At 71.0% G+C, this 23,007-nt stretch carries 17 protein-coding genes and 1 pseudogene; 7 read left to right on the forward strand and 11 right to left on the reverse strand.

All coding sequences use genetic code 11. The annotated features are described in order from the left end of the window. Positions 1-10: 10 nt before the first annotated feature. The 6 genes and pseudogenes from AS850_RS09960 to AS850_RS09985 all read right to left on the reverse strand — a co-directional run bounded on the left by AS850_RS09960 (position 11) and on the right by AS850_RS09985 (position 8,152). The gene (locus tag AS850_RS09960) at positions 11-1,549 is read right to left on the reverse strand and encodes a glycosyltransferase family 4 protein (RefSeq protein WP_119868974.1); all 1,539 of its coding nucleotides are present in this window, start codon (positions 1,547-1,549) and stop codon (positions 11-13) included. Continuing rightward, positions 1,546-3,267, reverse strand: a complete 1,722-nt coding sequence (locus AS850_RS09965) for a glycosyltransferase (RefSeq protein WP_119868975.1) — start codon at positions 3,265-3,267, stop codon at positions 1,546-1,548. The genes AS850_RS09960 and AS850_RS09965 overlap by 4 nt, the downstream gene beginning before the upstream one ends. Then, positions 3,267-5,423 (reverse strand): ArnT family glycosyltransferase, encoded by a 2,157-nt coding sequence (locus AS850_RS09970; RefSeq protein ID WP_119868976.1) that lies wholly within the window; start codon positions 5,421-5,423, stop codon positions 3,267-3,269. The genes AS850_RS09965 and AS850_RS09970 overlap by 1 nt, the downstream gene beginning before the upstream one ends. Further along, positions 5,420-6,394, reverse strand: a complete 975-nt coding sequence (locus tag AS850_RS09975) for a glycosyltransferase family 2 protein (RefSeq protein WP_119868977.1) — start codon at positions 6,392-6,394, stop codon at positions 5,420-5,422. Before AS850_RS09975 ends, AS850_RS09970 begins: the two co-directional genes overlap by 4 nt. Positions 6,395-6,467: 73 nt before the next feature. After that, positions 6,468-7,187 (reverse strand): annotated as a pseudogene (locus AS850_RS09980) (ABC transporter ATP-binding protein); the annotation flags it as partial. 2 nt (positions 7,188-7,189) lie between these two features. Next, positions 7,190-8,152 carry an ABC transporter permease gene (locus AS850_RS09985; protein ID WP_216819727.1) on the reverse strand — a complete coding sequence of 321 codons (963 nt, stop codon included), beginning with the start codon at positions 8,150-8,152 and terminating at the stop codon, positions 7,190-7,192. 145 nt (positions 8,153-8,297) lie between these two features. Here AS850_RS09985 and AS850_RS09990 point away from each other — a divergent pair, with 145 nt between their 5' ends. Further along, the gene (locus AS850_RS09990; protein ID WP_164088427.1) at positions 8,298-9,260 is read left to right on the forward strand and encodes an NAD-dependent epimerase/dehydratase family protein; all 963 of its coding nucleotides are present in this window, start codon (positions 8,298-8,300) and stop codon (positions 9,258-9,260) included. A gap of 7 nt (positions 9,261-9,267) precedes the next feature. Here the strand turns inward: AS850_RS09990 and AS850_RS09995 are convergent, their stop codons facing one another. Genes AS850_RS09995 through AS850_RS10005 form a run of 3 tightly spaced genes read right to left on the reverse strand, consistent with a single transcriptional unit; the run spans position 9,268 to position 12,571 of the window. Further along, positions 9,268-10,746, reverse strand: a complete 1,479-nt coding sequence (locus AS850_RS09995; protein ID WP_119868981.1) for a glycosyltransferase family 4 protein — start codon at positions 10,744-10,746, stop codon at positions 9,268-9,270. After that, positions 10,746-12,305 (reverse strand): glycosyltransferase, encoded by a 1,560-nt coding sequence (locus tag AS850_RS10000; RefSeq protein ID WP_119868982.1) that lies wholly within the window; start codon positions 12,303-12,305, stop codon positions 10,746-10,748. Before AS850_RS10000 ends, AS850_RS09995 begins: the two co-directional genes overlap by 1 nt. Positions 12,306-12,307: 2 nt before the next feature. Further along, positions 12,308-12,571, reverse strand: coding sequence for a hypothetical protein (locus AS850_RS10005; RefSeq protein ID WP_119868983.1), 264 nt, complete (start codon positions 12,569-12,571; stop codon positions 12,308-12,310). Positions 12,572-12,730: 159 nt separating this feature from the next. On the opposite strand from AS850_RS10005, the gene AS850_RS16300 reads away from it, so the two are divergent. From AS850_RS16300 to AS850_RS10025, 4 genes are all read left to right on the forward strand, one after another. After that, entirely contained in the window at positions 12,731-13,303 is a 573-nt protein-coding gene (locus AS850_RS16300; RefSeq protein ID WP_123955486.1) for a hypothetical protein, read from the forward strand. After that, the gene (locus AS850_RS10015) at positions 13,300-15,420 is read left to right on the forward strand and encodes a carbohydrate binding domain-containing protein (protein ID WP_119868985.1); all 2,121 of its coding nucleotides are present in this window, start codon (positions 13,300-13,302) and stop codon (positions 15,418-15,420) included. Before AS850_RS16300 ends, AS850_RS10015 begins: the two co-directional genes overlap by 4 nt. Positions 15,421-15,588: 168 nt before the next feature. Next, the gene (locus tag AS850_RS10020) at positions 15,589-16,533 is read left to right on the forward strand and encodes a GDP-mannose 4,6-dehydratase (protein ID WP_236940917.1); all 945 of its coding nucleotides are present in this window, start codon (positions 15,589-15,591) and stop codon (positions 16,531-16,533) included. Positions 16,534-16,552: 19 nt separating this feature from the next. Beyond that, complete coding sequence (locus AS850_RS10025; protein ID WP_119868987.1) at positions 16,553-17,497, forward strand: GDP-mannose 4,6-dehydratase; 945 nt, start codon at positions 16,553-16,555, stop codon at positions 17,495-17,497. Here AS850_RS10025 and AS850_RS10030 read toward each other — a convergent pair. Next, positions 17,494-19,584 (reverse strand): glycosyltransferase family 39 protein, encoded by a 2,091-nt coding sequence (locus tag AS850_RS10030; protein ID WP_119868988.1) that lies wholly within the window; start codon positions 19,582-19,584, stop codon positions 17,494-17,496. The two genes, AS850_RS10025 and AS850_RS10030, sit on opposite strands and share 4 nt — an antisense overlap. A gap of 148 nt (positions 19,585-19,732) precedes the next feature. Between AS850_RS10030 and AS850_RS10035 the strand changes: the two genes are divergently transcribed. Both AS850_RS10035 and AS850_RS10040 read left to right on the forward strand, forming a co-directional pair. Next, positions 19,733-20,893 (forward strand): glycosyltransferase family 4 protein, encoded by a 1,161-nt coding sequence (locus AS850_RS10035; protein ID WP_119868989.1) that lies wholly within the window; start codon positions 19,733-19,735, stop codon positions 20,891-20,893. Next, the gene (locus tag AS850_RS10040) at positions 20,890-21,756 is read left to right on the forward strand and encodes a glycosyltransferase family 2 protein (protein WP_119868990.1); all 867 of its coding nucleotides are present in this window, start codon (positions 20,890-20,892) and stop codon (positions 21,754-21,756) included. Before AS850_RS10035 ends, AS850_RS10040 begins: the two co-directional genes overlap by 4 nt. A 24-nt stretch (positions 21,757-21,780) precedes the next feature. Here the strand turns inward: AS850_RS10040 and AS850_RS10045 are convergent, their stop codons facing one another. Beyond that, positions 21,781-22,965, reverse strand: a complete 1,185-nt coding sequence (locus tag AS850_RS10045; protein ID WP_119868991.1) for a glycosyltransferase family 4 protein — start codon at positions 22,963-22,965, stop codon at positions 21,781-21,783. Positions 22,966-23,007: the final 42 nt, after the last annotated feature.

Consider the following 23,007-nt stretch of genomic DNA (forward strand, 5'->3'; position numbering starts at 1 on the left):
GGCCCCTGGGTCAGGCGCCTTCGCGCTGCGCTTCGCGTCGCGGGGCGACCGGGGCGTGGAAGTACTCCCACAGGTCGGCCGCGTAGGCGTCCCAGGTCCGGACGGTCCGCGCACGCGCCTCGTCGCCCAGGCGGGCGAGCAGGGCGCGGTCGGTCAGGAGCCGGATCAGCGCGTCGGTGATCGAGCGGTCGTCGCGCGGGTCGACGAGGAGGCCTCCGCCGCCGAGGTCGATGATCTCCTTCATACTGCCGTAGCCGCTGGTGATCACCGGCGTCCCGAGGGCGAGGGACTCCGCGACGGGCAACCCGAACCCCTCGTGGAGGGAAGGGAACAGCGTGAAGTCGGCGACGTCGTAGGCCGCGGCCAGGAGCTCGTCGGTCGCGCGGCTGACGAGGGTCACCGGCCGCTTCTCCGCCTGGAGCGCCTCGATCGCCTCGTGGAAGCGGTCGCTGGACCAGCTCGCACCGCCGATGAACGCCAGCGTGAACTCGTGCCCCTGCGCCCACGCCGACCGGGCGGCCTGCACGACGGCGAGGTGGTTCTTGCGCGGTTCGTGGCTGCCCACGACGAGCACGGTCGGCCGCGACGGATCGACTCCGAGGGCCCGGCGCGCCTCGTCGCGGCTCTCCGGCGTCGAGGGCTCCACCTCGGCCGCGAGAGCCACGTGCCGGACGTCGGGCCCCGACAGCCCCGTCGACCCGAGCATGTGGCGCCAACCGGAGAACTCGGCGGCCGCGGCGGAGGAGATGGCACCGATGCGCGTGGAGCGGGAGATCGACTGCAGGTAGAGCGGGTACTGGCCGGAGATGCCGTCGTGGCTCGTCTCGCCCGACGTCATCGGGACGGCGTCGTAGCCGATCACGTCGACCTCGAGGCCGGCGTGGGCGACGATGCTCTCGAGGCGGACGGTGCGCCACGTCTCGGCGACGAGCTCCGAGACGACGAACGGCGACGACAGCGGCAGCAGGATCTCGGTGGCCACCTCCTGGTCGTCGCCCTCGACGGGCCCGGGGAGCCCCAGGAGCGAGTTCGTCTCCCAGTCGCTGAGGCGGCGGAGGGCGGTGGCGTCATCGGTCCAGGCGACGAAGAGGACGTCGTGGTCGCGGTGGAAGCGCCGGACCGTCTCGCGGACGACCCGCTGGATGCCCGTGATCTTCGTCGTGCGCGAGGTGTCGTGCACCTCGATGACGGCGGGACCCTCGACCGTGACGAGGCTCCGCTCGGGGAACTCGAGCGCGGCGTCGGAGTCGACGGCCTCCTCGAGGGTCTCCCGGAGACCGTTGATGACGGCGCGACGCTCGAAGCGCAGGAAGTCGGCCGACGACGGGATCCGGGCGGTGGCCGCCGCGAGGACCTGCCAGAGACGCGCCGACGACGGCGTCGCCTCGAGCTCCCGGACGATCGCGTCGACGACCTCGGCGCGCGGGGCGCTGCGCGGCGAGTCGTCGTCGCCGGGCCTCCAGGCGCGGAGCAGGGTCGACAGGCGGGCGACGACCGCGAGGGTCGCCTCCTCGGTGTCGGTGGTGTTCGTGGTTCTGGCGTCGGTCATGACGGTCGGACCTCCTCGACGCGCTGGCGGATGTCGCGGGCGTACTCGACCCACGTCGTGGGCGTCTGCGCCGCGATCTCGGCCCGGAGGCGCTCGATCTCGGCGTCGTCGCCCAGCAGGCGCTCCATGGCACCGGCGATCTCCTCGATGTCGGTCGGGTCGATCGTCACGCAGCCGCCGTGACGAGCGATCTCGGCCATGCTCCCGAACTGGCTGACGATGGCCGGCGTGCCCGCCGCGAGCGACTCCGTGATCGGGAGGCCGTAGCCCTCGTGGAGCGAGGTGAAGACCGAGAAGCGCGCGTGCGCGTACGCAGTGGCGAGATCGGTGTCGGTGACGGCGTCGAGGACGGCGACGGGGTACCCGGCGATGGCCAGCTCGTTGACCTTGTCGTCGAGGTCGGTGTACCAGGCGGGTCCGTGCCCGCCGACGATCACGAGCGAGAAGTCGACCCCGCGGCGCCAGAGGAGTTCGGCGGCGTAGGCGATCGCGATCTGGTTCTTCCGCGGTTCGTGGGCGCCGACGGACACCACCACGGGCTTGCCGGGGTGCGGGACGGGCAGCGGCTTCGCGGTCACGGGCGGCTCGGTCGGCAGCGGGACGACGTCGACGCGCGGACCTCGGAGCCCCTGCGCGACGAGCGCGCGCGAGAAGCCCTCGAACTCCCGGCCCGCCGAGGCGCTGATCGCGACCACGACGTCGCAGTGCTTGAGGATGCTCAGGTAGTGCACGAACTGGATCGACTCGTCGCGGCTGACGTAGGCGCCGTTGAGCACCGGGATCGCGTCGTAGCCGATCGCGACCGTGCCGTTGCCGGAGTGCTCGACGAGGCAGGCGAGGCGCGACGTGTTGCGCTCCGGGGTGACCTCGGGCAGGAGGACGGTGGTCTCCCACGGGATGACGAGGCGCGCCGCACCGTCGGCGAAGAAGGTGGGGCGCTCGTCGCGCCGGTCGGGGGTCCACTCGACGACGCGGGAGAGCTCCTTGGAAGAGACGCCGCGCATGGTGCTGGCGTCCTGGGTCCAGGCGACGAGCTCGAAGTCGCCCTCGCGCGACCAGCGCCGGAACGTCTCGCGGACGACGCGCTGCACGCCGGAGGTGAACCCGTGCCTGGCCGAGAAGTCGACGTCGACGACGGGGCGGTCGGTGACGACCGAGACCGTGCGGAAGTGCCCGCTGAACTTCGCGAGCATCGGGCCGGCGTGGTCGAGGACCACCTGCATCCTGCCGTCGGGCTCCGTGAGCGTCAGCTCGCGGCTGAACGCCCGGAGCGCGTCGTTGTCGGGCATGGCGGCGGCGACGGCGGTCAGCAGGAGCCACGTCTGGCGCAGCGAGGACGGGTCGACGCTCTCGAGCACGGTCTCGAGCAGGACGCTCACCGGACCGCTCTCGAGAGCGGCCGTGGCCGGGCTCCCCGTCAGGTGGGGCGTCACGGCGAGGAGCCGCTGCCGGAGGGTGCCCTGCCGCGTCAGACCGGCGAGTTCCGCGGAGCGGTCGTCGTCGGGGTCGACGGCGGGCCGACCGGCGTCGGGGTCGCTGCCGCGGTAGTGCGCGGAGACCACCTTCTGGACGTACTTCGCCCGACGGAGCGGAGCGGTGACACGCCAGCTCAGGCTCTCCTGGAGGCGCTCGACCGGCGAGTCGCCGTTCGGTGTCGTCACCGGCGTGTCGGCGTAGAGCCACCACATCAGCCGGAGGTCGTTCTTCTGCTTCGGCATCAGTCGCCCTTCACGAGTCCGTCGGTGGTCAGGGTGCCCATCCAGCTCGTCCGCGTCGCGACGTTGAACGTGTTCGGCGCGCTGAGGAGCGAGCGCTGCCAGACGTCGATGATCGTGGAGTTGAGGTACGGCGGGGGTGTCCCCTGCCAGTTCACGTACGACTCGTCGAACACGAGGACGGGGATCCTGCCGCCGATCCGCTCCTGGATGCTCGCGAGCGACTTCTGGGCGGCGTCGCGCTTGTCGGCGGCCGTCTGCTGGTCGTCGGACACGGACGCGTCGGTGTACACGGAGACGACGTCGACGTTGCAGAACGTCTTGAGCGAGAGGGCGTAGGAGTCGGGCCCGCGTCCGGCGAGGACGACCGTGCCCGAGTCGCCGATCTTCGCGCAGATGCTGCGGAGCTCGGTGGCCTGGTTGGAGTACTCCGTCGTGATGAAGAGCCGCGGCGTCCAGGCCCCGACGGTTCCGGCCAGGAGCAGGGCCGCACCGGCGCCCGCGACGCCCACCGCGACCCGGTGCGGTCGCGACGCGAGCCAGCGGAACACGGCGACGGCGGCGATCAGGAACCCCGGCGCCACGATCGGGAGCACCCGGCGGAAGGCCCACATCTGGTCGGGGGCGATGCTGATCTTGTTCAGGTACAGGAGCGCGACGCCCATGGTCAGGACGAAGAACACGAGGACGCCCGGACGCCGCTTGGTCAGCGCGGTGTAGAACAGCCCGGCGAGACCGATCACGACGAACAGCACGAAGGGTGCGCCGAAGTACCAGACGAACCAGTAGAGGGAGTACTCGTCGTAGCTCCGCGACCCGTCGAGGGGGAGGCCCAGGTTGCCCTGGAGCGATCGGGTGAAGTTCTGGATGCTCGGCTGCGGATTGAAGTGGAACGCCAGGAACTTGGGTCGCACCGCCCAGAAGAGGAACGTGAGCGGCACCAGGACGGCCACGACGATCGCGACCACGCGGGCGGTCCGGTCGGACAGCGGGCGCCCGAGACCGCCGGTGACGGCCGCGGTGGCCGCGCTGCGCGATCGCCGGGCGACGAGCGTGCGCACGCCGATCACCACGAAGCCGAGGAGGATCGTGGCGATGCACAGCGCCCACAGCGCGCGGGACTGCGACCCGAGGGCGATCACGTAGGCCGGGAAGTTGTGGAGCTGGTCGTACGCGCCGGCGATGCCGAGGACGACGAGGGGGACGACGTAGGCGAGGTAGGAGCGACGGAGGTCGAAGTCGCCGCGCGGCCGGGCGAAGCCGATGAGGACGGCGACGAAGGCGGCCACCAGGGCCGCGACCCCGAGCAGGGCGTCGATCCGGGTCATGCACGCGGCTCCGGCGAGGATGCCCGCCATGACGAACTCGCGGCGGCGTCCTGTCTCGAAGGCGCTCCAGAGCCAGGTCACGGCCGCGATGAAGACGGCGAGGCTGAGCACCTCCGTGTACGGAGCGCGGGCGAAGTAGACCATCGGCATGGAGAGCCCGAGGATGAGGGCGGCGAACAGGCCCCAGCGGGCGCCGAGGATCCGGCGGGCGAGCGAGAAGACGCCGACCAGGGCGAAACCGCCGAGCACGGAGTTGACGACGGTGAGACCGTTGATGCCGCCGACCCAGTAGCCGAGGCCGAGCATCGAGGGCAGAGCGTTGCCGCCCTGGAGCTGCACCGTGAGGGTGGTCTGGTACTGGAACGGGCCGAGGTTGGCGGTCGCGTTCGGGATGCCGCGGATCTGCTGGACCGCGTGCGAGACGTCGATCGTCGACGATCCCGTGTGCGCCAGCGACGCGGCGAGGTTCGAGTAGATGCCCGGGTCGCGCGAGGCGATGAGGAACTCCGTCTCGAACGGCAGCTGGACGACGACCCACGCGAGGGCGGCGAGGACGGCCACCGCCGCGGCGAGAGCGTGCCGCCGGCTGGCGACGACGTCGGTCGGGACGAGTCGCCACGTCAGGACGATGAAGACGACGGCGAGCGGGAGGACCGTGTAGGGCTTGTAGAGGCTGAGCTCGGCCATCAGGTAGGCCGCCACGAAGACGCTGACCAGGATCTGGAGGATCCGGTCGGGCAGACGCGTCAGCGTCGCGTAGAGGCGGTTCGGTGCGTCCACCCGGCTGTCGGGCGGGAAGACGCGATCGAATCGCTCCACGAGTGCCGTCATCGGTTCTCTTTCTCTGGGACGTCGGCGCGGTTGATGCCGTACTGGATCTCCTTGAGGCGCTCCAGCGTCTCCTCCTGCAGGATCCGGTTGGTCCGCAGGAGATCCGCGATCACCGCCAGCGCGAACGAGAGGACGCTCGCGATGAGGAGGAAGATGCCGAGGATCAGCGACTGCAGGTGGTTCCCGTGGGCGTCCGTGACGAGGAGGACGGCGTAGCGCACGAACGGGATGAGACCGACGACGCCGAAGAACGCACCCAGCCAGACGAAGAACGCCAGCGGCTTGAACATGAAGTAGCTGCGGATGATGGCCTTCGCCGACTGGGCGACGTGCTCCCCCAGCGACCCGAAGAGCCGCGACTCCCGCGTCTTCGCGTTCGTCGTGACGGGCACGCTGGCGATCCGCATGCGCTTGTTGCCGGCCTGGATGATCGTCTCCATGCAGTAGCTGAACTGCGTGACGACGTTGAGCTTGATGAGGGCGTCGCGGCTGTAGGCGCGGAAGCCGCTCGCGGCGTCGGGGAGCTTGGTCTCGGCGGCGAGGTTGACCACCTGGCTGCCGAGGCGCTGCAGGCGCTTCTTGAACGGCGAGAAGTGCTCGATGAGGTGGGTCTGCCGGTCGCCGATGGCGATGTCGGCCTCACCGTCGAGCAGCGGACGCAGGAGGTCGGGGATGCGCGACTGCGGGTACTGGTTGTCGCCGTCGGTGTTGACGACGATGTCGGCACCGTGGCTCAGGGCGTAGTGCACGCCGTCGCGGAACGATCGGGCGAGGCCCTGGTTGCGCACGTGGTGGACGAAGTGCGTCACCCCGTGCGCCTTGGCGACCTCGACGGTCCGGTCGGTGGATCCGTCGTCGATGACGAGGATGTGGAGTTCGTCGACCCCGGGGATGGATTTCGGGATGCTCTCGAGGACCGACGGGAGCGTCGTCTCCTCGTTGAGGCACGGCACCTGGACGAAGACCTTCACAAGTCCCTTTCGTTGCGTGGTCGGTGGGCCCCGGGTGTGACCGCGGGGCGGTCTCGCGTCAGCCGAAGTTGGCGCGCAGCGCGGCGACGCCGTCGACGGCGCCCCCATCGAAGATGACGGATCCGTGGGAGAGGACGATCGCGCGGTCGCACATCTCCTGGACGGTCGCGAGGTCATGGGTGACCAGGACGATCGTCCGCCCCTCCTGCTGGAACTCCTTGATCTTATCGAGGCACTTCTTCTGAAACGGTTCGTCGCCGACCGCCAGCACCTCGTCGACCAGCAGGACGTCGGGGTCGACGTGGATCGCGATGGCGAACGCGAGCCGGACGTACATGCCCGACGAGTAGAACTTCACCTGCGTGTCGATGAAGTCGCGGATCTCGCTGAAGTCGACGATCGAGTCGAAGTAGCCCTCGATCTGCTTCTGGGAGAGGCCGAGGATCGCCCCGTTGAGGAAGACGTTCTCGCGGCCCGTGAGGTCGGGGTGGAACCCGGCGCCCAGCTCGAGGAGCGCGGCGAGCTGGCCTCGACGCCGGACGACGCCGTTGGTCGGCTGGATGATGCCGCCGATGACCTTGAGGAGCGTCGACTTGCCGGAGCCGTTGGCGCCGATGAGGCCCACCGTCGTGCCGGCCTCGATGTCGAGGTCGATGTCGCGGAGGGCCCAGAAGTCCTCCTTGTGCTTGCGCGAGCGACCGAAGTTGACCAGTCGCTCCTTGAGCGACTTCTCCTTGCGGATGATGAAGCGCTTGGAGACCTTGTCCATCGTGACGACGGGAACCTGTGCCATGTCTAGATCTCCTGCGCGAAGTTGCCCTGGAGGCGAGCGAAGATGCGCTGCGCGACCCAGATGAGGGCGAGACCGATGACGAACAGCACCAGCAGGCGCAGCTCGAGGTGCGCCGGCCAGTCGACGGGCGGGACGGCGACGTCCTTGCCCGTGGAGTCCTTGAGGATGTTGACCTTGCTCCCGGCCTCCCACATGCCGCGCTGGAAGGCGAGGATGGCGTTCGACATCGGGTTGAGCAGGTAGACCTCGGCGACCCAGGCGTGGTTGCGGGCGACCGTCTGCACCTGGGTCCAGGCGTAGACGATGGGCGAGGCCCAGAAGAAGATGAGGAGCGCCACCTCGACCAGGTACTGGATGTCGCGCAGGTAGACGTTGAGGGCGGAGAGCAGGAGCGCCAGCGCGACGCCGTAGGTCACCACGACGATCACGGCGGCCAGCGCGTAGAGCAGGTTCCAGCTGAGCGGGAACTGCCCCGTGACGATGATGGCCCCGAGGAGGACGATCATCTGGATCCCGAAGTTGAACAGCGCCGAGCCGATCGAGGCCAGGGGGAAGAGCTCCCGGGGCACGTAGACCTTCTTGATCAGGCCCGCGTTGGCGAGGATCGACGTCGTCGACGACGCGATGATCTCGTTGTAGAGGCCCCAGATCGTGAGACCCGAGTAGACGAAGACGGCGTATTGCGGCACCGAGCGGGCGGCGCCGAGGAACTGGCCGATCGCCACGTAGTAGATCAGGAGCATCGTCAGCGGTCGGATGAACGACCAGACGAAGCCGAGGCTCGAATCCTTGTAGCGGGCCTTGAGCTCGCGCCGGATGAGCAGGTTGAGGAGGCTCTTGTGCAGGACGACGTCGCGCACACCGCCCCAGAAACCGCCCAGGAGGGTCGCGTCGGGAGCGCCCGCCGCCACGAAGGGAAGCTTCTCCAATCGGCGGATGCGTTCTTCGGCTGCTGTCGTCGTCACTGGACTCCCAATTCTCGCCCGCGTCACCCGTAGCAAGCTGTCGTCCGCAGGGGCGGAGGAGACGGGGTTCCGGATTCGGGCGCGGTTTATTATGCCAGAGCGCGCATCCCTGACGGGCCAAGCCCCCGTGCTACAGTCCCGAGTCGTGTCTGCCAACCGAAGTCTCGTCGTCGGAGCGGGCGGTCTCCTCGGGAGCGCCGTCGCCAAGGAATGCGCCGAGCGCGGTGACAGCGTGACCTCGCTTCGCGTGCCCTGGGCCGACCGGGAGGCGTCCGTCCGGGTCCTCACCGAGGCGCTCGTCTCGTTCGTCCGCGACGCCGGCGAGGAGCCCTGGACCCTCTTCTGGTGCGCCGGCACCGGCGTCGTCGCCACGGGCGAGGAGGAGTTCGCCGCCGAGAAAGCGGTCGTCGAGCAGGTCCTCGTCGGCTCGACGGACGCCCTGCGCGACGAGGGCCTCCACCCCAGCCACGGGACCGTCTTCTTCGCCTCCTCCGCCGGAGCCACCTTCGCCGGCAACACCGAGCCGCCCTTCTCCGAGGGCTCCGACGCCGTCCCGCTGGCGCCCTACGGACGCAGCAAGCTCGCCCTCGAGGAGCTCTTCGCCTCGTGGGCCGCGTCGTCGGGGGCACGGCTGCTCATCGGGCGGATCTCGAACCTCTACGGTCCCGGCCAGAACATCCTGAAGCCCCAGGGCCTCATCTCGCAGTTGATCGCGGCGCGCCTCGACGGCCGGACCTCGAACATCTACGTCCCGATGGGGACCGTCCGCGACTACCTCTACGTCGACGACGCCGCCGCGATGATCCGCGACGCGGTCGACCTCGTCGCCCGGGAGGCTCCCGCGTTCCGAACGCTGAAGATCTTCGCCTCGCAGGAGGGCCTCTCCATCACGGACCTCGTCGAGAGGCTCGAGGGCGTGCTCGACCGGAAGCTCGACATCGTGTCCGGTCACGACCCCGCCGCCGTCTACCAGGCCCTCGACCTGCGCTTCGTCTCGCGGGTCCTGACCGAGGTCGACGACCGCGAGCTCGTGCCGGTGACCGAGGGCATGCGGCGCACCGCCGAGGCGCTCGAGCGCAAGCACGCCGAGGCGCACGGCCCGGCCTGAGAGCCCGTCAGCCCCGGGTGAGCTCCCACATGGCGTCGGCGTAGTCGTCCCAGCTCGGGCGCTCGAGACCGCGGCTCAGCGCGCTGAGCTCCTCGATCAGCGTGTCGTCGCCGAGGAGCGACCCCAGGGCCTCAGCGATGGCCCGCACGTCGTGCGGCGAGACGCAGAGCGCCCCGTTGCCCTCGCCGAGTTCGCGCTGACTGCCGAAGTCGGCGGTGACGACCGGCGTGCCGCTCGCCAGCGACTCCGCGACCGGGAGCCCGAAGCCCTCGTTGATGCTGCAGAAGACGGAGAAGCGGGCAACGCCGTAGAGCGCCCAGACGGTCTCGTCGTCGACGCCCGACAGGAGCGAGATGGGCCGCCCCCGGCGTCGCAGGTCGCGGACGAGCTCCTGGAACTCGCGGTCGTTCCACGAGTTGCCGCCCACCATCACGAGGTGGAAGTCGTCGCCGGCGCGCCAGCGCAGTTCGGCGGCGGTCACCAGGTTGAGGTGGTTCTTCCGCGGCTCGTGGCTCCCCACCGCGAGGACGGTCGGCCGGCCGTCGTCGAGCCCCAGCTCGCTCCGGACGCGGTCGACGGTGGCCTCCGAGACCTCCTCGCTCTGCCAGGGCAGGGCGACCGTCTCGACGCGGGGCCCCTCGAGGCCGGCTCCGGCGAGCATCCTGCGCCACCCGGCGTACTCGCCGGCGGAGGCCGCCGAGATCGCGCCGACCGCCTGGAAGGAGGCGAGCGCCGCGAGGTACTTGGAGAAGGCCCCCGGCATGCCGGGTCCGGTCGTCTCGGAGGTCGTCACCGGGATGCAGTCGAACCCGATGGCGATCGAGCGGCCGCGGCCGAACCGGGCGATGGTGTGGATGTTCTCGGTGCGTCGCCCCGCGACGCTGATCTCCGGCAGCACGTAGGTGGCCTCGAACGGGATGACCGTGGCGCCGCCGACGCGGACGATGCGGGCGCGCGGGGCGTCCTCCAGGACGACGCGGTCGATCTCGTCCTCCGGCGTCCCGCCCAGGCGGGCGCCGCTGCGGTCCCACGACACGAGCGTGACGTCGTGGTCGCGGGCCCACCGGGTGAGGGTCTCGCGGGCGACGCGCTGGATGCCCGTGGTGAAGCGGCTCCTGCCGGTGTCGGTCACGTCGGCGATCAGCCCCGACTGGACGACGACCTCGACCGAGCGCTGCGCGACGCGGTCGACGGTGACCGTCTCGTAGGCCCGCGTCAGCGGACGCTCGAGGCCGAACCGCCGCCACTCGCGGGTGAACTCGACGATGTCGAGGGCCGCGGGGATCCCGCGCCCGAGGCAGGCGAGCAGGAGGTACGACACGCTGTCGTCGGGCGTGTCGCCGAACGCGCGCGCGATCTCCCGGACGAGGCGACGGCCGGAGCTCCGCCTCCACCCGAGTTCGCTGCCGGACAGCGCGGCGGCGGCGGCCCGCAGAGCGCGGTCGTCGCCCTCGTGCGCGAGGGTCGCGAGAGTGACGACGGGCATCAGGCGGCGGCCTTCCGGGTGCGGTGGCGGGGGGCCCTCGGAGGCGTGGGGGCTCTCAGCGACTCCACGGCCTCGCGCCAGAGCTCGTCGGCGTAGTCCTTCCACGTCTTCGGCGTCTGGCCGGCGATCTGGCGGTGGAGTTCCGCGAGAAGGGCGTCGTCGGTCAGGAGGCGGCGCATCCCGTCGACGATCTGCTCGTCGTCGCGCGGGTCGACCTGCACGCAGCCACCGGCCGAGGCGACCTCGTCGAGGCTGCCGAAGTCGCTCGTGAGAGCGGGGGTGCCGAACGCGAGGGACTCGGCGACCGGCAGCCCGAAGCCCTCGTGGAGGGAGGGGAAGACGGTGAAGCGCGCCCGGGCGAACAGCGACCAGAGGTCGTCGTCGCCGAGCTTGCGGTGCGACTCGACCCGGAGGCCCTCCTTGCGGAGCGCCGCGACCTTCTGATCGAAGCGGTAGGTGGCCTTCCGGCTGCCCCCGCCGACGAAGACGATCCGGAAGTCGAGGCCCTCCGCGGCGAGCACCTCCGCCGCGAAGAGCGCGGCGTCCTGGTTCTTGCGCGGCTCGTGGCTCCCGACCGACAGGATGATCGGGGCCTCCTTCGGGTCGCGCTCGACGCTGGCCACGGCGCGGCGGGCGATCTCGGAGACCTCCGTCGCGAGGGAGACGGGCACCACCCGAGGGCCGGCGAGGCCCTGGCTCGGCAGCGTGTCGACGAAGCCCTGGAACTCGTCGGACGCCGACACGGAGATGCCCGCCACGACGTCGAGGTGCTTCACGACGGTGAGGTAGTGGGCGAAGCGCTCCGACTCCATGTCGGGGAGCGTGTCGGCGCTGATGAGCGGGATCGCGTCGTAGCCGATGGCGGCCACGCGGTTGGGCGACGACTCCGCGAGGCAGGCGAGCTCCGCGCAGACGCTGTCGGCAGGCACCTCGGAGATGAGCACGATCGAGTGCCACGGCACGACGAGGTGAGCCGATTCGAGCTCCCCGTTGGTGACGGCCCGGTCGACGACCTTCTCGAACCGGCGATCGCTCCAGTGCAGCACGCGGTCGCGCTGCCGCTCGGTGAGGTCGACGTAGCCGGTGCTGTCGCTCGTCCAGGCGACGAGGCGGTGCGGCCGCTCGGGGTCGCCGTCCCACTCGGGGACGGTGTGGCGGACGACCCGCTGGATGCCCGTGTTGTGCTCCCACCGGGCGCAGAAGTCGACGTCGACGAGGACCTCGCCCTCGGCGATCTCGATCGTGCGGAGCGAGGAGAAGGAGCGCGAGCCCGCGGCGATCGTCCCCTCGAGGGCCCGGATGAGGGCGGTCGCCGGTGTCGCGAGCAGGAGGTGCCGGCGGAGCCGCGCGAGGTCGTCCTGCTCCGGGTAGATGCCGGTGATGCCGACGTGGAGCAGCCACGCCTGCTGGGGATCGTCGCTCGCGTGGACCGTCCTGGCCAGGACGTCGAGGGCCTCGGCGGCGGAGGCCCCGTCGGGGACAGTCACGCCGAGCGCCCGTGCGACGACGTCGAGACGGGCGCGGAGGGCTCGGTGGAGGGCGCCGATGTCGTCGGTCACCGTCAGCGCCCCAGGCGCTTGGCGAGGGCGACGGCCGCGAGACGGGACGCCGGCACGACACCGATCTCCGACACCTTGCGCTGCATCAGGCGGGTCAGGCGGAGGGGCCGGGTGACGCGCCAGGAGACGGTGCTCTGGATCTCGGTGACGGCGTCGGTCACGCTGGAGGTGACGCGCAGCCAGTCGTCGAGGACCGCCTCGCGCAGCTCCCGGAGGTCGGATTCGGCGCTGCTCGCGTCGAGGCGGTCAGGCTCGGTAACGGACACTCGATCATCCTTCGTCTTGGGGCGGAGGCTCCCGGCGAGCGGGGAGATTCTCCCGGCGAACACCGGCTCACCCCGGTTAGGGGGTGTCACGGGGCCGAGACGACACATTACCGTGTCAGGTAGCCGCGTCTTTCGGGAGACGCTGCGGAGCAGGGGATCATGAGTCGCAGATCGACGACCGTCTGGGCGATCGGGGCCGTGGTGGTGGCCGGAGCCGGCATCGCCGTGGCCGCCGTCGCCGTCCAGGGCGCGCCTCACGCGCCGACGGCCGGAGCGAGCTCGTCGGCCTCCGCCGGGCCCGGCGTCACGACCGGCCCGCCCGCCGCGTCGCCCACCGCCAGCGCGGCTCCTGCGGACCCCGCGCCCTCCGCCACTGCACCCGGAGCGGGTGCCCCCGGAGCCACTGCGCCGGCAGCCACCACTCCCCCGGCGACGACGGTCAGGACCGTGTCGCCCGCGATGAGCTACTACTCCTTCGCCGGTCGGACGCTGACGCTCGGCGGCGGCGTCTCCGGCCTCGTCGACAGCGGCGGGACCTGCACGGTGACCCTGACGCGCGGCACGGCGACCGTGACGAAGTCCTTCGCCGCGAGCCCCGGCCCGAGCTCGACCGACTGCGGCGCGATGACGGTGTCGTCGCCGACGCTGACCTCGGGCTCCTGGAGCCTGACCATCGCGTACTCGTCGCCCCGCGCCCGCGGGACGTCCTCCCCCACCGAGGTGACCCTGTGATCCGCACCCCCTGGAGGCGCGTCGCCGCCCTCCTCCTGCCCGTCGCCCTTCTCGCGACGCTCCTCACCGTCGTGTCCGAGGTGGCCTCGTCGGGAAGCCGGAGCGCGAGCGCCGCCACGACCTCGGGGTTCCAGGCCGGCAACATCGTCAGCGACCAGACGTTCTTCAACTCGGGTTCGATGTCGGCGGCGCAGATCCAGTCGTTCCTCGCGTCGAAGGTCGTCACCTGCCAGTCGGGACGCACCTGCCTCAAGGACTTCAGCCAGACGACCTCGTCCAAGGCCGCGGACGCCTACTGCTCCGGATACACGGGTCGCGCCGGGGAGTCGGCGGCGACCATCCTCGCCCGGGTCGGACAGGCGTGCGGCATCAACCCGCAGGTCCTCCTCGTCACGCTGCAGAAGGAGCAGGGGCTCGTCCAGAGCACCGGGCCCAGCGCCTCGGCGTACACCATCGCGATGGGCTACGCCTGCCCCGACACCGCCGCCTGCGACACCCAGTACTACGGCTTCTTCAACCAGATCTACGCGGCCGCCCGCCAGTTCCAGGTCTACGCGAAGAACCCGACCTACTTCCGCTACCGCGCCGGGTTCACGAACGTCATCCAGTACAACCCGTCCGCCTCCTGCGGAAGCGCCAGCGTGTACATCGCCAACCAGGCGACCGCGAGCCTCTACAACTACACGCCGTACACCCCGAACGCGGCCTCGCTCGCGGCCGGCTACGGTTCGGCCCCCTGCGGCGCCTACGGCAACCGCAACTTCTACCTCTACTTCATGGACTACTTCGGCAACCCCTCCGACTGGCTCCAGTCCGCGTCCTTCGAGGGCGGGACCTCCGTGGGCTGGGAGACGACGGGCGGGATGACGACGGCGACCGTCAAGAACACGTCCTCCGCCAAGGACGGCGACTACTACCTCTCCGCGACGGCGCCGACGTCGGGCGGCACGATCCTGCAGACCGCCGCCCGCACCTCCACCGCGAGCGAGCAGGCGACCGGGGTGGTCTGGCTCCGGGCCGGGTCGGGAACGGTGACGGGGCGCATCATCCTCTGGGGACTCGGCGTCAAGAACGAGTCCGTCGCGCAGGCCTACACGGTCGGGACCACCTGGACCGCGGTCACCGTCGCCCTGCCCTTCACGACCGCGCACACGAGCACCCGCCTCCAGGTGAGCTCGCTGTCGCCGGGGGTCCGCCTCGACGTCGACGACGCCTCGCTGACGTTCGGCGCGCAGCCGCCGAAGCAGAATCTCCTGACCAACGGCTCCTTCGAGCAGGGCATCGCCCCCTGGGACGGCGGCAACGGCCAGATGAACAAGGTCGCGTCGACCGACCCCCGCTTCGTGCTCGACGGCAGCCGGTTCGGGGCCGTCAACACGACCGTCGCCGGTCGGAGCGTGGCGCAGTCGATCGCGATCCCCGCGACGGCGAACCAGCAGTACACCTTCACGATCTTCGTCCGCACCTCCGACAGCAGGAAGCCCTACGTGGGCCGCCTGGCCCTCTGGGCGCTCGACGGGACGACCCCGGTCAACAGGACGACGTCGTTCAGCGCCGTCAACTCCGGCTGGACGAAGGTCTCGACCACCGTCGACACCGGGACGACGAGGGCGACGCGCCTCAAGGCCGAGGTCTACCTCGGCACCCTGACGACGTCCCTCTGGCTCGACAAGGCCAGCGTGTCGCCGAACCTTCTCGACCAGGGCTCGTTCGAGACGGGTACGACGCCCTGGAGCCGCAGCAGCTCCGTCGTCAACTGGGCCCGCTACACCGGGACGGGGCTCCCCGACGGCTCGTGGTTCCTGCAGGCCAACTCGTCCACCGCGGGGACCTCGCTGGCGCAGGATGCCCCGCTGAAGCCGCTCCGGGGTTCGACGTACACCGCCTCGGTCTGGGTCCGCGGCTCCTCGACCGCGCCCGTGAAGGGTCGACTCGCCCTCTGGTCGTTCGGAGCCGCCGCGAGCGCCGCGAGCGTGCCGTTCACCACGACCTCGTCGTGGACGCGCGTCGAGGTGCAGATCCCGATCGGGACCGCCGACGTGACCGGCCTCCGCGTCGAGGTCTACCTCGACACCGTCGGCTCGACCGTGAGCATCGACTCCGCGCAGCTCTACTGACCCCGCCCCGGCTCCTTCCCGACCCCGGCCGTCCCCGCGACCCGCGGGGGCGCCCGTCCCGGCCGAACGCCGGTCCCGTTATAGTGGCGTGTCGGAAACGCCTGCGAACCAAAGGAATCTGAATTGACGAAGCGCGCCCTCATCACCGGAGTTACGGGACAAGACGGCATGTACCTCAGCCGCCTCCTCCTCTCGAAGGGGTACGAGGTCTACGGCCTGGTCCGCGGTCAGAACAACCCGAAGCGCGAGATCATCGAGCAGTGGGCGCCCGAGGTCAAGATCCTGACCGGCGACCTCCTCGACCAGTCCAGCCTCCTCCGCGCGCTCAACGCGTCGCAGCCCGACGAGGTCTACAACCTCGGCGCCATCTCCTTCGTGGCCTACTCGTGGGAGAACGCGCAGCTGACCAGCCAGGTGACCGGCCTCGGCGTGCTCAACATCCTCGAGGCGATCCGTCTCTACGCCGGCGACGACATCCAGAAGGTGCGCTTCTACCAGGCGTCGTCGTCCGAGATGTTCGGCCGCGTCCAGGAGGTGCCGCAGAAGGAGACCACGCTGCTGTGGCCCCGCTCCCCCTATGGCGTCGCCAAGGTCTTCGGCCACTACATGACGATCAACTACCGCGAGTCGTACGGCATGCACGCCTCCTCCGGTGTGCTCTTCAACCACGAGTCGCCCCTCCGCGGACCGGAGTTCGTCACCCGCAAGATCTCGATCGCGGTCGCCCGCATCGCCCTCGGCCTGCAGGAGCAGCTGACCCTCGGCAACATCGACGCCAAGCGCGACTGGGGCTTCGCCGGCGACTACGTCGAGGCCATGTGGCGCATGCTCCAGCAGGAGACGGCGGACGACTACGTCATCTCGACCGGTGAGACCCACGAGGTCCGCGAGTACCTCGACATCGCTTTCAACCACGTCGGCATCTCGGACTGGGAGAAGCACGTCTTCCAGGACCCCCAGTTCTTCCGCCCCGCCGAGGTCGACCTGCTCATCGGCGACTCGGCGAAGGCGACCGACACGCTCGGCTGGAAGCCCACGCTGTCGTTCGAGGGCCTCGTGAAGAAGATGGTCGACTCCGACCTGGAGATCGAGAAGGCCAAGGCCGGCAAGTAGAGCCCGCGGAGCTCTCGACATGCCAGTAGCCCTCATCACCGGCGTCTCGGGGCAGACGGGCAGCTATCTCGCCGAGAACCTCCTGGCCCGCGGCTGGGAGGTCCACGGCGTCCAGCGGGAGGACGGCCGCGACCCGGCCGTCCCCGCGGGCGTCGTCCTCCACCAGGCGGATCTGGCCGACTTCCCCACCACGGCGGGTGTCGTGGCGGAGGTGCGACCCGACACGACCTGGAACCTCGCCGCGCTCAGTTCCGTGGCCGCGTCGTGGACCCGGCCGATCGAGACCGCCCAGTTGAACGGTGCGGCCGTCGCGAACCTGCTCGACGCCGTCCGGGCGCTCCCCGACCTGCCCGGCGGGCGCGGGTTCGTCCAGGCGTCCAGCGCCGAGATCTTCGGCGCGGCCGAGATCAGCCCCCAGACGGAGGCGACCCCCCTCCGCCCCGTGAACCCCTACGGCGCCTCCAAGGCCTACGGCCACGTCCTCGCCGGCGCCTACCGCGCCGCGGGGCTGCGCGCCTCGAGCGTCATCCTCTACAACCACGAGTCGCCGAGGCGACCCGAGGCCTTCGTGACCCGGAAGATCACCGCCGGCGTGGTGCGGATCCTGCGGTCGCAGCAGTCGGAGCTGGTGCTCGGCAACCTCGACGTGAAGCGCGACTGGGGCTGGGCACCCGACTACGCCGAGGCGCTCGCTCTCGCGGGCGAGGCCGAGACCGCCGACGACTACCTGGTCGCCACCGGCGAATCGCACACCATCCGCGACTTCGTGGAGGCGGCGTTTACCGCAGCCGGCATCGACGACTGGGAGCACCTCGTGCGCGTCGATCCCGCGTTCGTGCGTCCCACCGACGCCCACGAGATGCGCGGGGACGCCGGGAAGATCCACCGTGCCCTGGGCTGGTCGCCGACGAAGCGGTTCGCCGACGTCGTCGCGGCCATGGTGGAGCACGACCTGGCGCTCTAGCGGGCGACGACCGACCCGTCCGCCTTGAGCGTGCCGAAGTAGAGGCTGTACTGTGCCGAGACGACCGCGTCCGGCAGGTGGTCGATGTGGCGGTTCCAGCGCGGCACCGTGAAGGTGAGGTCGGCTCCTGCAGCTCGCCGCGGCTGCGGCATCGCGCCCTGCGAGTAGGCCACCACCGGGATGTCGCCGGTCCGCGCGTGGAGCGCCGCCAGGTTGCCGTCCTTGATGTCGAAGCTCCAGATGCTGAGGACGTCCGTGTCGCAGGCCGTCTTGATGGCCAGGCCGTAGTTGATGGGCGCCCCGTCGCGGAGGAGGAGGACCTCCCGCGAGTCGCCGACGGCCGCGCAGATGGCCTCGGTGGCCGTCAGCTGGTTGCCGCCGTCCTTGACCAGCAGCAGCCCGTTCCACGTCACGATCGGACCGAACGCGACGAGGGCGGCGAGCGCGATGGCCACTCCCCTCGTGACGGGCGACGCGAAGCGGCGCCAGAGGAGGGCCACCGGGACCAGGGCCGCGATCAGGAAGCCGGGCGTGATGACCGGCAGGATCCGACGGAACGCCCAGATCTGGTCGGGCGTGATGGCGACCCGGGTGAAGTACACGGCGGCGACGGTGAGGGGCGCGACGGCGGCGAGGAGCAGCGGAAGGTTCCGGCGCCGGACGCCGACAACGACCATGAGGACGAACCCGACGATGGCGAGGGCGACCATCGGCCAGCCGAAGTACCAGCCGAGCCACGACAGCGTCTGCTCCTCGTAGGAGCGGTGCCCGTCGACCGGCAGCCCCTCCTCCTTCTGGAGCGCGGCGATGGTCGCGAGGCCACCGGGCCCCGCGAACCGCCCGATGTACCAGAGCGGACGGGACAGCCAGAACAGCAGGATGAGGCCCACGACACCTCCGAGCACGGGCGCCGCCCGCCGCCAGAACGTCGAGAGCCGCCTCGCGTCGAGGAACCGGCCGACGAGCCAGAACAGGGCGAACAGGACCACGGTCGCGAAGGCCGCGTACCAGAGCTGGATCGGCTGCTCACCCAGCGCCCGGACGTAGCTCGCCTTGTTGCGGAAGAGTCCGTAGACGCCGAGGAAGGTCGATGCCGCGGCGAAGACGACGAAGGTCGCCCCGCCCACGAACATCGGTCGCCGCTTCTCGCGCGGCAGGAATCCGAGTCCCGCCACGGCGAGGACGACGACCGCGCCCATCGCCACGAGGACGCCGTCGACGCGCGCGCTCGAGGCGACACCGGCGAAGATCCCGGCCAGGGCGAAATCGCGCCAGGAACCGCTCCGGACACCCGAGATCGCCCAGGTGAGGGCGGCGAGCCCGACGATCACCATGATGATCTCCGAGTACGGGCCGCGGGCGAGGTACATGTACGCGAGCGAGAATCCGAGCGCGAGCTGGGGCGCGAGGGCCCAGAGCGGCCCGAGGAGTCGTCGCGCGGCCCCGTAGAGCGCGACGAGGCCCACCGAGCCGAGGACCAGGTTGGCCAGCAGGGCCGCTCGGAGACCGCCCAGCCAGGTGGCGGCGCCGATCACCCCGGGCAGGAGGTCGCCGCCCTGGATGGTGATGACGTTGGTCGGACCGCCCTGGATGCGGCCGAGCGTGGCCGTCAGCTTGGGGATGCCCTCGGCGAGCGCGCTCGCCCGCACGATCGAGATGGGCGACGACGCGTGGTCGGCGAACCAGAGTCCGTGCACGAAGTAGAGGCCCGGGTCGCGGCTCGGGTCGAACCACTGCGCCACGAAGGGGGCGTTGCCGGCGAACCAGACGATCGCGATCACGAGCGACGCGACGGCACCCCACTGGGAGGCGCGCGTCGAGGCGAGGGCGGAGACCGGGACGACGAACCAGAGCAGGACGACGGCGACGACGAACGCCGGGACGACCAGCCACGCGTGGAAGATGCCGAACGTCGTCGTGACGCTGACGACCAGGAACCCGGCCAGCGCGACGAGCGGCAGGCGGTCGGGCAGGGACAGCAGGATCCGGGCGCCGAGCGAGCCGCGCCCGCGGGCGGACTCGACGTCGGGTTCGGCGAAGCCGTCGATCGGGTCGAGCGTCGTTCGGGCACGGCGAGGTCGGGGCATCGTCGAGAGGGCCTCTCGGGTTCGTCCGATACGGCGTGCACCCCTGCGGTGCGACCGGACGCGGTCAATCCTAGACAACGGCGCGCGCGCTCCGGACGAGGGCGGCGGTGCGCGGGGCCTGTACCCTTGTCCGAGCATCCGGAACCGGATGACTCCTGACGAAATCGGTACTGTGACGCTCCTGGCTCTCGTCGACGCGACGTCGATCCCCGCGAACGCCGGGGGTGTCGGGCGCTACCTGCTGAACCTCGTCCCGGCCCTGGCGAAGCACGAGGGCGTCCGCCTCGTCGTCGCCAGCCAGGCTCGAGACGCCGATCTCTGGGCGGAGCGGGCGCCGGGTGCGCGCATCGAAGTGGTCCCGTCATGGGCTCGGAGCGTCCCCGGGCGCCTCCTCTGGGAGCAGGTCGGCCTCCCCCGCCTCGCCAGGCGGCTGGGCGTCGACGTCCTCCTCGCTCCGCACTACACGATGCCCGTCGCCTCCCCCGTGCCCGTCGTCGTCACCCTCCACGACGCCACGTTCTTCTCGCACCCGCAGCTCCACAGCCGGCTCAAGGGGCTGTTCTTCCGCTCGTGGACGACGTATTCGGTCAAGCACGCCGCGGTCTGCGTGACGCCGAGCGCGGCGACCCTCGACGAGGTGCGCCGGGCCACGCGGCGACCGCTCCCGGGCGCCGTCGTCGCGTACCACGGCATCGACACCGCGCGCTTCCGACCGGTCGGCGACGCGTCGCAGAGGCGCGCGACGGCCGGCTTCACCGGGGCGGGGCCGTACGTGGCCTTCGTGGGGACGATCGAGCCGCGGAAGAACGTCTCCACGCTCGTGAAGGCGTTCCTCGCGGCGACGGACGACGAGCGCCTCGCCGGCTGGCGGCTCCTGATCGCCGGGGGCGCCGGCTGGGACGACGAGGCGGTGTCGATGCTCACCTCGCGCGTCCACGCGCCCCGCGTCCAGTGGACCGGTTTCCTCGACGACGGTGATCTGCCCGGTCTCCTCTCGGGCGCCGAGCTGGTCGCCTACCCGAGCGACGGCGAGGGCTTCGGCCTCCCCGTGCTCGAGGCGATGGCCTGCGGCACGGCCGTGCTGACCACCGACCGCCTGGCCCTCCCCGAGGTCGGCGGCGAGGTCGCGTTCTACGCCGAGCCGACCGAGTCCGGGCTGCGGGAGGCGCTCCGCACGATCCTCCTCGACGGCCGACTCCGGACCGGCCGCGGCCTCGACGGCCCCGCCCGCGCCGAGAGCTTCACCTGGGAGCGCTCCGCCGACGAGCACGTCGAGGCGTTCGAGCACGCGATCGGAGGCGCCCGATGACGAACGTCGCCGTGGTCACCATCACCTTCTCGCCGGGAGACACCCTCGAGTCGTTCATCGCGTCGCTGCAGACGGAGGGCTTCCCGCCGTCGCGCATCGTCGTCGTCGACAACGGCTCGACCGACGGCGCCCCGGAGCTCGCGGCCGCGACCCACCCCCACGTCGAGCTGGTCCGGTCCGGCGGCAACGTGGGGTACGGACGCGCCGCGAACATCGGCGTCAAGACCTTCGACGCCTCGGTCGAGTGGATCCTCGTCTGCAACCCCGACACGCGGGTGACCGCAGGAGCCGTCACGACACTCCTGGAGGCGGCCGCGGCGCACCCGGAGGCGGGAGTCCTCGGCCCGCGCATCCTGGAGACCGACGGCACGGTGTACCCGTCCGCCCGCGCCCTCCCCGCGATCCGGACGGGCATCGGGCACGCCGTCTTCTCCGGCCTCTGGCCGACGAACCCGTGGACGAGGCGCTATCAGCAGCGCGACGTCTCGAGTTCCAGCTCCGTGGCGACCGTCGGATGGCTCTCCGGAGCCTTCCTCCTCGTCCGCCGGGACGCCTTCGAGGCCGTCGGCGGGTTCGACGAGGACTACTTCATGTACTTCGAGGACGTCGACCTCGGCCGCCGGATCGCGCTGGCCGGCTGGAGCAACCTGTTCGTGCCCGAGGCCGTCGTCGTGCACGTCGGCGGGGCGAGCACCGAGAAGGTCGCCGACGTGATGGTCCGCGCGCACCACCGCAGCGCGTACACGTACATCGCGAAGACGCACCCGGGGGCCCTCTGGGCGCCGGTCCGGGCCGTCGTCCGCGTCGGCCTGGGCGTCCGTGCCGGATCGATCATCCGCAAGGCGCACCGCGCGGCGCGCTGACGCCTCAGCGTCGCCGACGCGCGGTCAGCGACCGCGCAGCGTCGCACCGAGGATCTCGCGGTACTTTCCCGAGACGACCTCGACCGAGTAGCCCCTGGCCGTCTCGCGGGCCGCGGCTCCGAGTCGGGTGCGAAGCGCGGGATCCCCCTCGACCCGGGCGATCGCCGCGGCGAGCTCCTCGGCGTCGCCCGGGGTGACGAGCAGACCGTTGACGTCGTCCTCGACGACGTCCACGATGCCGGGGGCTCGCGACGCGATGACGACGCATCCGGCCGTCATGGCCTCGAGGAGCGCCACGGGCAGGCCGTCGCGGTCGCCGTTCGACGCCGGGACGGACGGGTAGAGGGCCACCTCGGCCCGGGCGTACTCGGCGGCCAGATCGTCGCGGCCGCGCTGGCCCACGAACTCGACGCTCGCATCGGCCTTCGCCGTGAGGCTCGCGCGGAGCGGGCCGTCGCCGACGACGGTCAGGTGCCGCGACGGATCTTCCGGCAGGAGCCGGACCGCGTCGAGGAGGACCGCGGCCCCCTTCTTCTCGACCAGCCGCCCGACGAAGAGGAGGCTGCCGGGGCGGCGGCTCTCGGTCTCCACGGCGCGCTCGACCGGGCCGACGTCGGCGCCCATCGGGATGACACGGACCTGGGCCTCGGTCGCACCGAGCTTCGCGAGCTCCGCCGCCATGTCGTGGCTCATGCAGGTGACGTAGCGGGCCGAGCGGATCACCCGGCGCTTCAGCCTCGTCGGCACCGCGCCCTGGAGCGCGTACAGGTCGCCCCCGAGCGTCGTGACGACGCGCGGCAGCCGGCCGAGCGTGGCGAGGCCCACGAGCCCCTGCGGGATGATCCAGTGGAGGTGAGCCAACGACGGCCGGTAGCGCGCGTTCGCGCGACGCACGGCGATGGCCATCGCGAGGAAGAAGAAGGGCACCTGGAGCCAGCGGGAGCGCTTCGCCCGCAGGTTCTCGACGATCGCCCCGTCGGCGAGGTCCTGCCAGCGGCGGGGGAAGTAGGAGTAGCGGTGGATGGTCACGCCGTCGACGACCTCGTGCTTCGGCGCCCGGCCCACCATCGGGGCCACGACCACCACGTCGAAGTCGGCCGACACGGCCGTGGCCAGGTCGAGGACGAATCCCGGGGTGCCGTCACCCACCTTGGCGGGGAGGGTCGACGTCGCGACGAGCAGAACGGGCTTCGAGGTGGGATTCGACATGATGGGGCTCCCGGTCGTCTCACGAACGAGGACGGGAGGCGT

Source organism: Frondihabitans sp. 762G35 (assembly GCF_002074055.1).
Lineage (GTDB): Bacteria > Actinomycetota > Actinomycetes > Actinomycetales > Microbacteriaceae > Frondihabitans.